This window comes from Clostridium sulfidigenes (assembly GCF_000732635.1).
Taxonomy (GTDB): Bacteria; Bacillota; Clostridia; order Clostridiales; family Clostridiaceae; genus Clostridium_J; species Clostridium_J sulfidigenes.
Genome location: NZ_JPMD01000017.1, coordinates 49,366 through 62,224 on the forward strand (window position 1 = coordinate 49,366; position 12,859 = coordinate 62,224).

A 12,859-nucleotide genomic window follows, 5' to 3' on the forward strand; every position below is an offset into this window, starting at 1 on the left:
TTAAAAATGACTTATCATCTAATAAATAAGGATGTGATTATTCATGAGTGAAAATAAAAAATGTAACTGCGATAATTGTCTTCATAAATTATGTGTAGAAAGAGTTCCAATTTTCTCTGGTTTAAATTCTGAAGAATTAAGTAAAGTAGCTACCTTAATTGTAAAAAAGCAATATGAAAAAGGTGAGCTAATTATAATGGAAGAAAGCTATTTAGAAAATTTAATCATTATAGATAAAGGTAAAGTAAAAGTATTTCGTTATACTATTGAAGGCAAAGAGCAAATTCTATATATATTTGATCATGGTGACTTCTTTGGTGAAAAAAATCTCTTAAATAATCAACAATCTACCTATAATGTTGAAGCATTAGAAACTACTTATATTTGCATGATAAATAAAAATGACTTTCAAAATCTTTTAATTAATTATCCTAAAATAGGGATTAAAATCATAGAAGAATTATGTAGTCGAATGGATAAAATAGAAAGCTCAGTACAGAATATGGGTACTAAAAACATAGAGTGGCGTATAAATTCACTACTTCTTGATTTTGCAGAAAGGTATGGTAAAAAACATCCTAATGGTGTTATTGTAGAGCTCCCATTAAGTCGTGAAGGAATAGCTAATTATATAGGTACTGCTAGAGAAACGGTTAGTAGGAAATTAAGCGTACTACAAGATGAAGGTGTCATTGATATGATAGGAAATAAACAGATTTTAATAAGAGATATAGATGCTTTAATGAATTAAAAAATAAAAATAATTAGATAGTTTGTTTTAAAACTATGACTCCAGTCACAGAATATTTTATATAACTAATATATTATAGAGTTATAAACAAGAAATCTTTAAATAAACTGTATTGGAGGAATATATATGAATAAATTTAATAGTTCTCAAACCGTAGGAGAAATTGTTTCAATTATGCCTAAGGCTAGTGAAATTTTCAAACAATATAAAATCGATTTTTGCTGTGGAGGTAATAGACCCCTTGAAGAGGTACTCTACGAATTACATCTTGATGAAAATCTAATATTAAATAAAATAAATGAGACTTTTGAAGAAAGTAATAATACAAAAGAAGTATCCATGGATTTTAGAGCATTGACATCAAGTGAATTAATTGACCATATTGAAAATACTCATCATGCCTATACTAAAAGAGTACTTCCTGAATTAGGAGAGTTAACAACAAAAATAATGAGAGTTCATGGTATAAACCATAATGTACTATTTAGAGTCCATAAGCTCTTTTCAATGCTTAAAACTGAGTTAGAACAACATTTGCTTAAAGAAGAACAAATTCTTTTCCCATTAATTAAAGAATATGATAAAAATCCAAGTGTTAATCAACTTCAAAAAATTAATGAAGTAATTAATGAAACCGAGGAGGAGCATGAAGGTGCTGGAGATATTTTAAAGGAACTTAGAAAAATTACCAATGATTTCAAAGTTCCTAATGACGGTTGTAATACCTATGTTATAACTTTTAAAATTATTGAAGAACTAGAGAGTGATTTATTCCAGCATATTCACCTTGAAAACAATATTCTATTTAAGAGAATGAACTTGGATGTTAACAAACATCTATAAGTAATTTTCATAAAACAAAAAAATTTAAAAGCCTAAGGATAATTTATTTCCTTAGGCTTTTTATCATTTTATTCCATACTTGTTTTATATCTTTACATTTTCTCTGATTTCTTATTTATTTAAAAGCTCTTTATCTGGAGTTACAAGAATTTTCACATGTTTTTTCTTTTCAGGACCTGTCAAAGCTCCAAAGCCTTCTTCAACTATATCTTCAAGTGCTATTTTCTTAGTTATATATCCTTCTGCCTTAATTCTTCCATCGCTCATTTGCGCAATTGTTGCCGGAAACTCATGTCTATAGGCTAAAGTTCCTACTATTTTCTTTTCAGAAAATACTAATACATTAGGATTAAAGTTTATTCCATCTTCCCAAATACTTGTTATTACCATAGTTCCTTCATATTTTAAACTATCTAAGCCTATATCAAAGCCTATCTTTGCTCCTGTAGTTTCAAAGGCCACATCTACACCTGTTCCACCAGTAAGTTTTTTAACCTCCATAGCTATATCAACTTCATTTGGATCAAGAACAACATCTGCTCCTGCCCTCTTTGCATATTCCTGTCTTATTGATTTTCTTTGTAACACTACTACTAATTTTGCTCCTGCTGCTTTTAAGCATTCAATAGTTGCAAGACCTATTGGTCCTGAACCAAGTACTATGGCAGTATCTCCTGTTTTAAAATTAGCAATTCTAATAGAATGAAGTGCTACCGCCATTGGTTCTACTAAAGCTCCTTGTTCATAAGTCATCCCCTCTGGCATTTTATGCACATATTCTTCTGGAAATACAGTATATTCTGCAAGTCCTCCACCACTACCACAAAGTCCGTGAAATCCTAAGGAAGAGCACAGATTGTATTTACCTTCTCTACATGCTGGACATTCTCCACAAGCTACTATAGGTTCTACAATAACTCTATCACCTATTTGAAATTTTGTTACTCCTTCTCCTACTTCTACAACTTCCCCTGAAAATTCGTGCCCTAGAACTACTGGTGCTATATTTCCACTTAAAGGATGAGGTTGTCCAACAGGTATAAAAATAGGTCCTCCTAAATATTCATGCAAATCTGAACCACATATTCCACACCATTTAACTTTAATTTTTATATTTCCTTTAGTAACCTTTGGTTCATCTACCTCTTCAACCCTAATATCTTTCTTAGCATACCATAATGCTGCTTTCATAATAAAAGTACCTCCTAAAAAATATAATCTATTATATTGTTAATATTCTCACATATTTATTATGCAAGACTTATGCCAAAATCATTACTTAAAATACTTTTTCAGACATTATTTTTCCTATTTTACTTATAGCTATGTAAATGACTACACTAAGTACCATTCTATATTTCTAATTAAATTTATTATAAATCCTATATAAAAATTTAATTTATATAGTAAATTAAAAAATCTCAAAATGATACACAACTTAGTGTCTCATCTTGAGATTTATTATTTTTAATTCTCATTTTGATACATATATAATTCTAATCATTGATAATAAAAAAACAAAGTAATTTATAGGTCATTTATGTTATATTTTTTTATCTTTCTATAAATAGTAGCTCTACTTATTCCTAACATTTCCGCAGACTTTAATATGTTACCTCCGCAAAAGTTAATAGCTTTTATTATACTTTCTCTTTCTAAAATATCTATAGGTACTATTTCACCTACATCACTTGCTTTCTCATTATTAAAATTATCTTCTATTATTTGTGACTTTTCCAAAGATTGTACACAAATTATATCCTTTTCACTAGAATAATAATCCCTTTCTATAGCATTTCTAAGTTCTCTTACATTTCCAGGCCAATCATGTTTTTTTAGTCCATTTATATAATCTGTTTTTATTAGTTTATATTTATCTTTATTTTTAAAATTAAGGTTATTAACAAAGTATCTTGCTAATGTCTCTATATCTTCCTTTCTTTCCTTTAAAGGGATGGTTTTTATATTCATTACATTTAACCTGTAATACAAATCTTCTCTAAAAGTTTTTTTACTTACCTCTTTTTTCAACTCTTTATTGGTTGCTCCTATTATTCTTACATCTAATTTCTTTTCGTAATTTCCGCCTACTCTAACTATGGTATTGTTATCTAAAACCCTCAATAATTTCGATTGCATATCTAAAGGAAGTTCTCCTAATTCATCTAAGAAAATTGTTCCACCATCTGCTAATTCAAATTTTCCTGGATGTCCCTCTTTAGCCGCTCCAGTAAAAGCGCCCTTATCATAACCAAAAAATTCACTTTCCATTAGGTCTCTAGGAATTGAAGCACAGTTTACAGCTACAAAAGGTCCATCACTTCTTTGACTATAATTATGTATAGCTTGAGCTACCAGTTCTTTTCCCGTACCGCTAGGTCCTTCTATTAATATATTGCAATCACTTCTTGAAGCCCTTTTTGCAAAATTTATCATATTTATCATTTTATCGTTACTAGTTACAATGTCTTTAAACTTATAGTTAGCCTTATATCCTACCACTTTATTTACAAGCCTATGTACAGACTTACTTTCTCTAAAAGTTATAACTACTCCCATGGACCTATTATTAGCATTCATAGGTACAATATTTAATATACATTTTATTCTTTTATTATTAATATTAAAGTCACATTCTATGTTATTATACGTTTCCTCATAATTTTCTATAATGTAATCAAAATTTAAATTACCTAGAGCTTCTTTTATATTTATTTCAAATATTTCATCTTGATTCATATCTAAAATATTTTCTGCTCTATGATTCACTCTCTTAATATTAAATTTTTCATCTATTACTATCATTCCCTCTACAATGGAGTCAAAAGTTATATTTAATAAATTATAGGATAATATAAGTTCTAACTGTTTCTTTATGGATTCAGCTGCTGCAATAACTATTCCTAAAGTATGCAGATGTGCATCCTTGCATATGCCAGACATATTTATACACCCTATTATTTTCCCATCACTATCATGTATAGGTGCTGATGAACACGTCCAAGAATGTTGTTGTATACCATAATGCTCAGCTCCAATAGTTTGTATTGGTTTATTTAGATATAAGCAGGTTCCTATAGCATTAGTTCCTACTGCTTTTTCTGACCATAAGGCTCCCTTTGTAAATCTTAAATCCCTGGCTTTTTCTAAAATACTATCGTCACCAATAACATCTATTATATATCCATCTTTATCTGCAAGGAATAAAGCAAAGCCTGAACCTGATATGGTGTTATACAAATTCTCCATTATAGAATGTGCTACTGAAACTAAATCTATATTCTCTTTAACTTTAATTCCTACAGGAGCTTTATATTTCTCAACACCTCTTCCATCCATATAGTCTACATTATACTCTTTACATCTTATCCATGAATCTCTTATATGTTTTTTAACTTTTTTATTATCTATACCGTATTTCACAAATTCATTCCAAGCTTTTGTAATGAATTCCGTATAATTATCCATTCTTACACTCCCACCCCTTAAGAAATATATACTTAAAACAATAAATTCATTATTTTAGCATTTGTTTTATATCACCATGGATAAAATGTATACCTAGAACTAAATCTAATATATAAAATAATAAGAGTTATTAATATAATCCACTCCATATTTTTCACTTAGTTTCTTTAACAAAGTTTTTACCTTAATATTATTTTCATCTGGATTCTTTAAAAGTTCATTAAACCTATTCTTTTCTTTTAATGTTGCTTTATCTTTTATATATCCATAAACATGTTGTGATGTGTTAATAAAATTTCCTCTACTAAAAGGCTTTTCTAAACACTGATCTATATACATATACACTTCTCTCATTGGTATAGGAGAATTTACTAAGCTACTACATTTTTTATAATAAGAATAATCCTTTTCCATTAAAGAATACTTATACTTCGCCCATTGCTCTGTCCTTACATAAATTGGTAAGTCCTCATTAATAGCACAAATACACTTGATTGTTGATATTTCCTTATCCTTAACTTCAAGCATAACATCTGAATTAATTTCTGAAATACTTTTCATATAATCTAAAAAATTACTAGTAACAACAAACTTAGAATGAGCTCCTCCTTTTTTACTTATATCCCTATCAGAATAATGGAATTTTACTGGACCATCTTCAATCTTCCATGTATTTTTAACAGAGTATAAAATATCCTTCCACTCTAAAGAACAAGGATTGAGCTGTTGATGAAGATTATCAAACACTGCTGGTATTTTAATATCATTACAAATATTTAATACATCTTCTATGGTATAACTCTTATCATCATTCTCAATTACCAATCTTTTTTTCAAAGAGTTTGATAGTCTATTAAAATTATGCTTAAATCGTTCCATGGCAGAAATTTTATCTCCATATACCCCTCCAACATGAAGTATGATTTTGTTAGAATAGTCCACACCTAAACTATCTAAAAATTTGCAGTGATACTCTAGATCCATAATACTTTTCTCAACTACTTCCTCATTAGGAGAATTTAGAACTGTATATTGACCAGGATGCATAGAAACCCTAATATTATTATTTTTTATAAATTCTCCACACTCTGTAAGTTCTTTATTATAGGTCTCCCACCACTTTAGGTTATTAATGGGGTGACTACCAAAGGGAATTATATCTGAGCTTATCCTAAATAAATATATTGAATTTTCTACATTCCACTTTAATATATTCATCAAATCATCAATGTTACTTCTAACACACTGATTAAAAACATTATCACTAAAATTTTTTAATAAAAAGCTTCTTGAAGTTTTATATGGAATAGATGCAGGTGTACATGCATATCCAATTCTATTTTTTTCAAGCAACTTACAACACCATCCTTTTACTTAAATGAAAAGTAATAAGCTAATTGCCATTACAGCCATTCCCGCTACTAGCCCGTAGATAGATAAATGATGTTCCCCATATTCTCTTGCCGATGGAAGTAATTCATCAAGAGAAATGAATATCATAATACCAGCAACTATAGCAAAAATAATTCCAAGGGTAACATTGTTAATAAATGGCATTAGTACTAAATAACCAATAATAGCACCTAGAGGCTCTGACAGTCCAGATAGAAAAGAATATAGAAAGGCTTTCTTTCTACTACCTGTAGCATAAAACACTGGAACTGACACTGCGATACCCTCAGGAATATTATGAATAGCAATAGCTATTGTTATAGGTATTGCTATTGATGGCTCTTGTAATGCAGAAATAAATGTAGCCAATCCCTCTGGAAAATTATGAATAGCTACTGCTAGTGCTGTAAGTAATCCCATTCTAAGCAATTTCTTATTATCTTTTGATGTATCTTTTAAATTATCATTTTCCGTTCCCTCTAATTCTTCAATTTTATAAATATCATGAGGATTTTCACCACTTGGTATAAGTTTGTCAATAATCGCTATAATTAACATACCAAAAAAGAAAGCTCCTACTGTAACCCAAGAACCCAATTTAAAACCAAGTTCAACGGATAATAATTTCCTAGCTTCAACAAAAATTTCTATCATAGAAACATATATCATAACTCCTGCAGAAAATCCTAAACTAATTGATAAGAATTTTGTATTGGTCTTTTTAGCAAAAAACGCAAGAGCACTTCCAATTCCTGTACATAGCCCTGCAAATAACGTTAATGCAAAGGCAATAAAAACCTGTTCCATATCTTTTCCCCCTAAATCCTATATTTTATTCATATACTTATTAATAATTTACACAAACTTGTTTAATCATTACAATATCAATTAATGCAACTTTAACTAATTTTCACCATATTTAAACCTAATCATTTTCATAGGATGAATTACTCTATTTTCCTTTAATAGTATAATTATTATATCATAATCAATTCAAAAATCACTACTATGCTATCCTATATAAAATAATACTTATGCTAGTGTTTTAATAATTCTATTTATATTTTTGTTTATAATATGGTTATTATGTAAAAGCATACTTATGTTACAATAATATTATGTAAACTTTATTTTTATTATATAAATAATTATCAAAAAACTTTATTACACTTAAGAATAGGAGACATTAATTATGTACGAAAATGTTAAAATGGAAAATATGACATGGCAAGAGTTTGCAAAGAAAAAAGATGATGTAATTATATTACCAATAGGTGCTACAGAACAACATGGCCCTCACTTACCTACCTGTGTAGATTCTGTATTAGCAAGAGAGTTTGCTTATCGCATAGCTGAAAAAATAAATGGAGTAGTTGCTCCAACAATTTCCTATGGATATAAATCAAAACCATTAAGTGGTGGTGGCCCATTATTTCCTGGAACTATTGACTTAAATGGTGCTACATTACAAGCCTTAGTAATGGATATTGTTGATGAATTTGTTCGTGATGGATTTACAAAAATATTTATTTTAAGTGCTCACTTTGAAAACGAAGCATTTATTGTAGAAGCTATGGATCTATGTTCTGCAAAATATGGAGACAAGGTAAAGCTTCTTCTTACTAACTGGTGGGATCCAATGTCACCTGATGTTATTGATAAAGTTTTTGATGAAGTCCCATTCCCAGGATGGGCTTTAGAACATGCTGCCGTTACAGAGACTTCATTAATGATGTATTTTGCACCAGAGCTTGTTAGAGAAGATAAAATATTAGATACTGAAAATGCTAGTCCTGCAACTTATTTTAGATATCCTATAGAAAAAGATATCGTTCCCGAAACTGGAATACTTGCATCAGCTAAATCCTCTTCAGCTGCAAGGGGAAAAATAATTGTAGATGACGTTATTCCAAACATTGTTAAAATAGTTAAAGAAGCTTTCAGATAAATTTAATAATTATCGCTTAATTTATAAAATTATTATGCTTCTATTTAATATAATAAAATTGCCTAGTATGATTTGTATACTTTCATACTAGGCAAACTTATTTATAAAATATCTAATTATCACATAAAACTATAATTTGTGATGGTGTCGTAATTGCAGGTATGCTCTTGGTACTCATTCCATATACAACCACAAGATTTCTATTTTCTATATTGCCTAAAAAACTCTGGCCATTTTCAAGTAATATTTGTGTTCTATTACTAATATTAAGTCTAAGTGAATCATCTCTACTGACTAATCTTCTATTGAAATGAGACACTATGACATTTTCTTTTCTTGATCTTCTGGCTATAACAATAGCTCTATACTGTGGTGGAAATATTAATGGAACAGGTGCTAATGCATCATAAAATCCAATTATATAATCGCCAGGTCTTATATTAACATGGTCTACAAAGTAAGTATCTCGGCTAACTACTAAGTTAAAATCATCATCTCTTCTTCCTCTTACTGACATTATCATTGTACATGCCGATGTGTCATTTACTGATGTTTTCATCACTTCTATACTTTTAACTACTCCTTCAACACTTAAAAATTCTTTCACTATTATTCCTCCATATAATAACATACTGTGTTGTTATTATATTATGGATTGAAAAAACTTGTGTTACAATTTAAATATCTTCTTTAAAAATATAAAAGTAATAAAGAATGCTTTTCTACCTATTTTTTTAAATTTTAGTACAATTATGGATACACTAAAGCTAAATTTTACTTTACCATTCTTTTCTTATCATCAGATAAATCAAGACCTAATGTTCCACCTGGATTCATAATATTATTTGGATCAAAATGATTTTTTAATACCTTGAATACCTCCATTTGATTTTTACCTATTTGACCTTCAAGCCAAGGGGCTGTCATCTTTCCTATTCCATGGTGATGACTCATCGCAGCTCCATACTTCTGAATATTATCAAGTATTCCATATTGATATTCTAAATACTCATCTATTTTATTCATTTTAGCTATAAAAATAAAGTACAGATTTGCACCTTGTGGATAAACATGAGACATATGTGTCATACAAATTGTATTTGGTCTACTTTTGCAGTAAGCTCTTACTCCCTTATGAACGTAATCCATATTCTCCCAATTAACTGAACATTCAAGGGTATCAGTCATAATACCATAATCCTGTAAATCTTCTCTTAAATATGGATCTCTAAATCTTCCGTGCTCCCATGCCTTAGTTACATATCCTGTGGTCGACATAGCTCCATACGCTTTACATATCTTATGAACCTTTTTCCTTACTACCTTTGTAAAACATGTTTCTCCATCTGTAAATCCTAAAAACATACATCTCTCATTTGTCTTATATCCTCTTACAGTCATTATTTTATCAATAATTGTTCCTTCTACTCCATAGAGTTTCATCATAACATCAGTTTCTTCTGGGTCTGATAATCTAAATACTGATGGAAATCCAAATTGCCCTTGCATAATCTCTCTTGCTGCATTTCTAGCATCTTCCCAGTTCTTGAATATATAACTAAATCTCCTTTGATTTTCTGGCATGTATCTAAAAATCTTAAGAGTTACAGAAACTAATATTCCATAGGCACCTTCACTTCCCATCATGATTTCATCGATGGATGGTCCTGTAGCTAATGCAGGATACTCATCAGTTTTTATTTCTCCAGCCGGCGTGATATACTCTTGACATATAACCATATCCTCAATCTTTCCAAAGTAGGTTGAATTCTGACCTGCTCCTCTAGTTACAACCCAGCCTCCAACTGCCGAATATTCAAAGGATTGAGGGAAATGCCCACAGGTATATGCCCTCTTTGCACCAAAGAGTTCCTTTGCTTTATTTAATGTTTCTTCTAGTTTCGGACCTGACATACCAGCTTCTACAGTTATTGTTTGATTAATTTCATTAAAGTTAACTACCTTATTCATATGAACTCTCATATCTAAGGATACTCCACCTTTTACACACTCAACGCCTCTAGTTACAGACGAACCTCCTCCGTAAACATACACTGGTATTTTCTCTTCATTACAGTACTCAACTATTTCTTTTATGTCTTCTTTGCTTCTTGGATGTATTACTATATCAGGAATATTTTCAACGATACCTTCTCTAAGTCTCATTGAATCTATCATAGTTTTTCCATAAGCTATTTGAAGCCTTGAATAAGGGTCCATTCTTACATTATTTTCTCCTACTATGTGCTTAAAGTGAGCAATTTGACCTTCTGCTAAAGTAATCTCTTTTTCAAAATTAACCTTTTCTAAACCCATTTTTTGAGGTGTTTTAAAATCATCATCAGTCATTTCAAAGGTTTTCTTCATCAAAGTGTATAATCTAGGATTGGGATGTTTAAATTCCTTAGGGTTTCCCCATTTTAAAATAGATCTATAGGATCCTTCTGGTGGTAAATCTTCATACCAATTTGGTGTGAAAATATCTTCATTTTTATTCATAAATAATTCCCCCATATACAATTAAATATCTGGATAATTTGTTATCTTTCCAATATCTGAATATAGTGATTTAAGTCTTCTATATATTCTCTTGTAAACATTCTTAAAAAGTTTTGAATATATTTCTGTATATTCTTTTTCTGGAGTAAATATTTTTTTATAATGAACCATTTTCTCAATAGCTTCATTGTAAGTTACATATATTCCTAAAGCTACAAAAGTTATAATAGCTGCTCCTAATCCTGACGTCTCATGGGTCGTAGTTTTATAAACCTTTCTATTTAACATACTGGCAGTTATTTGACAAATAGTATCACTTTGAGAGCCGCCTCCTGAAACCATTACATACTTCACTTTTTCCTTAGTCTTTCTTTCTATTTTTTCTATTCCATCTAATAATCCATAATTTATTCCTTCAATAATGGCTCGATAAATATGGCTTCTTGTATGAACATCTCCAAAACCTATAATTGCTCCCTTTGCCTCAGGATATTTTAAACCTGGTCCCCAATATGGTTGAAGCATTAACCCATGGCATCCCGGTGGAACATCCTTTAATCTTTCATTTAATATTTCTTCATAAGAAATGCCTCTTTCTTCAGCTTCCATAGCTTCCTTTCTAGCAAATTCCCTCTTAAACCAACTAATCATCCAATACCCCCTGAAAATTTCAAATTCCGGATTATAATAACCTGGGATGCAAGCTGGATAAGCTGGCATAAACATTAAAGGCTCTATATATTTTTTTGACATAGTCTGAACTGTAGCTGTTGTTCCAAAACTTAAATTTACCCATTTTTCATTCTTACAACCTGTACCTAAGGTTTCACAACCTTTATCTGATCCTGCTGCAATAACAGGTATTCCAATCTTTAACCCTGTAACCTTTGCAACTTCTGGACTTATTTCCCCAATTCTTTCTCCCACCTCTACAAGCTGAGGTAGTTTTTCTCTTTCAACTCCCGAAATTTCCCATCTATAATCTTTATTTCCTTTTGGCCAATCTTTCTTTTTAAAATTAAAAGGTATATGTCCAATCTGAGATGCTATGGAATCTACAAAATTTCCTGTTAATTTAAAATTTAAATATCCTGAAAGTAATAAATACTTATAAGTGTTTCTCCATATTTCCGGCTGATTTTCCATTATCCAATTTGCTTTACATTTTTTCCTTGAAACCTCTATGGCTTTTTTCATTCCAATTAACCTAAAAAGAAAATCATATCTTTTACTTATAGGTTTTTTACACTCTGCCATCCTCTGATCTAACCATATTATTGCAGGTCTTAATGCTTCCCCATTTTTATCTACATTTATTCCTGTATCTCTTTGTGTTGTTACTGATACTGCAAGTATCTCATTGAAAACAGTGGAATTATTCTCTTTTAGTGCTGTACATACATGACATACACCTTGCCACCAAATCTCTGGATCTTGTTCTGCCCATCCTGGTCTATTTGAAAAGTATGGTTGAAAGTCTAACTTCTCTTTAGCTACTAATGTACCTAATCCATTAAATATCAATGCTCTTACACTTTGCGTCCCACAATCTATGGAGAGAACATATTTATCCTCCATTCGGATACTCCTCCTTTAATGTCTCAATTAAACTTGAGGTTGAAATGATATTAACTCCAGCATTTAATACATCTTCAATTATTACTTCATTTATATTAATAGGATTTGTTATCACTACTTTACTTATTTCTCTCATTACATTAAATATTTTATCCCTTGGAATCAGTCCATCAGTTCTCACCGGTAGCCTTGGCATTTCCTTATATATAGTATTTACTGTTGAAGCAATACTTCTTAATGGATTTTTAATCTCATTAATTCCAAATTCTATGCCTCTTTTGCACTTATTACCTTCCACTAATAGTTCTTCATTTTTTTCAATTATAGTAAGTTTACAACCATTAGGACACATTATACAGGTGATTTTTTTTAACTCCACC

At 30.2% G+C, this 12,859-nt stretch carries 11 protein-coding genes; 3 read left to right on the plus strand and 8 right to left on the minus strand.

Annotation, left to right across the window (positions count from 1 at the left end; translation table 11 throughout):
* The first annotated feature begins 43 nt into the window (after positions 1-43).
* Both IO99_RS07675 and ric read left to right on the plus strand, forming a co-directional pair.
* Positions 44-751, plus strand: coding sequence for a Crp/Fnr family transcriptional regulator (locus tag IO99_RS07675; protein ID WP_035132091.1), 708 nt, complete (start codon positions 44-46; stop codon positions 749-751).
* 126 nt (positions 752-877) lie between these two features.
* Positions 878-1,594, plus strand: a complete 717-nt coding sequence (ric, locus tag IO99_RS07680; RefSeq protein ID WP_035132093.1) for an iron-sulfur cluster repair di-iron protein — start codon at positions 878-880, stop codon at positions 1,592-1,594.
* 111 nt (positions 1,595-1,705) lie between these two features.
* Here ric and IO99_RS07685 read toward each other — a convergent pair whose 3' ends face one another.
* The 4 genes from IO99_RS07685 to zupT form a co-directional block, all read right to left on the minus strand.
* The gene (locus IO99_RS07685) at positions 1,706-2,785 is read right to left on the minus strand and encodes a 2,3-butanediol dehydrogenase (RefSeq protein ID WP_035132095.1); all 1,080 of its coding nucleotides are present in this window, start codon (positions 2,783-2,785) and stop codon (positions 1,706-1,708) included.
* A 336-nt stretch (positions 2,786-3,121) separates the two neighbouring features.
* Positions 3,122-5,062, minus strand: coding sequence for a sigma-54-dependent Fis family transcriptional regulator (locus IO99_RS07690; RefSeq protein ID WP_035132097.1), 1,941 nt, complete (start codon positions 5,060-5,062; stop codon positions 3,122-3,124).
* A gap of 105 nt (positions 5,063-5,167) precedes the next feature.
* Positions 5,168-6,415: a UV DNA damage repair endonuclease UvsE gene (gene uvsE / locus IO99_RS07695; protein WP_035132098.1), complete on the minus strand. Its 1,248-nt coding sequence runs from the start codon at positions 6,413-6,415 to the stop codon at positions 5,168-5,170.
* Between the two features lie 21 nt (positions 6,416-6,436).
* Positions 6,437-7,261 (minus strand): zinc transporter ZupT, encoded by an 825-nt coding sequence (gene zupT, locus IO99_RS07700; protein WP_035132100.1) that lies wholly within the window; start codon positions 7,259-7,261, stop codon positions 6,437-6,439.
* 385 nt (positions 7,262-7,646) lie between these two features.
* Here zupT and IO99_RS07705 point away from each other — a divergent pair, with 385 nt between their 5' ends.
* Positions 7,647-8,402 carry a creatininase gene (locus tag IO99_RS07705; protein ID WP_035132102.1) on the plus strand — a complete coding sequence of 252 codons (756 nt, stop codon included), beginning with the start codon at positions 7,647-7,649 and terminating at the stop codon, positions 8,400-8,402.
* 112 nt (positions 8,403-8,514) lie between these two features.
* Here the strand turns inward: IO99_RS07705 and IO99_RS07710 are convergent, their stop codons facing one another.
* The 4 genes from IO99_RS07710 to IO99_RS07725 form a co-directional block, all read right to left on the minus strand.
* Positions 8,515-9,009: a hypothetical protein gene (locus IO99_RS07710; protein WP_035132104.1), complete on the minus strand. Its 495-nt coding sequence runs from the start codon at positions 9,007-9,009 to the stop codon at positions 8,515-8,517.
* 167 nt (positions 9,010-9,176) lie between these two features.
* A complete protein-coding gene (locus tag IO99_RS07715) occupies positions 9,177-10,901 on the minus strand; it encodes an FAD-binding oxidoreductase (RefSeq protein WP_198028571.1) in 1,725 nt (574 codons plus the stop codon).
* A 21-nt stretch (positions 10,902-10,922) separates the two neighbouring features.
* A complete protein-coding gene (locus IO99_RS07720; protein ID WP_035132106.1) occupies positions 10,923-12,479 on the minus strand; it encodes an FGGY-family carbohydrate kinase in 1,557 nt (518 codons plus the stop codon).
* Entirely contained in the window at positions 12,469-12,858 is a 390-nt protein-coding gene (locus IO99_RS07725; RefSeq protein ID WP_242844109.1) for a DUF1667 domain-containing protein, read from the minus strand. The genes IO99_RS07720 and IO99_RS07725 overlap by 11 nt, the downstream gene beginning before the upstream one ends.
* Position 12,859 lies beyond the last annotated feature (1 nt).

Excerpts from the sequence above, each read along its gene's own strand:
- IO99_RS07675 (WP_035132091.1), top strand. The coding sequence starts at position 44 with ATGAGTGAAAATAAAAAATGTAACTGCGATAATTGTCTTCATAAATTA.
- ric (WP_035132093.1), top strand. The coding sequence starts at position 878 with ATGAATAAATTTAATAGTTCTCAAACCGTAGGAGAAATTGTTTCAATT.
- IO99_RS07685 (WP_035132095.1), bottom strand. The coding sequence starts at position 2,785 with ATGAAAGCAGCATTATGGTATGCTAAGAAAGATATTAGGGTTGAAGAG.
- IO99_RS07690 (WP_035132097.1), bottom strand. The coding sequence starts at position 5,062 with ATGGATAATTATACGGAATTCATTACAAAAGCTTGGAATGAATTTGTG.
- zupT (WP_035132100.1), bottom strand. The coding sequence starts at position 7,261 with ATGGAACAGGTTTTTATTGCCTTTGCATTAACGTTATTTGCAGGGCTA.
- IO99_RS07705 (WP_035132102.1), top strand. The coding sequence starts at position 7,647 with ATGTACGAAAATGTTAAAATGGAAAATATGACATGGCAAGAGTTTGCA.
- IO99_RS07715 (WP_198028571.1), bottom strand. The coding sequence starts at position 10,901 with ATGAATAAAAATGAAGATATTTTCACACCAAATTGGTATGAAGATTTA.
- IO99_RS07720 (WP_035132106.1), bottom strand. The coding sequence starts at position 12,479 with ATGGAGGATAAATATGTTCTCTCCATAGATTGTGGGACGCAAAGTGTA.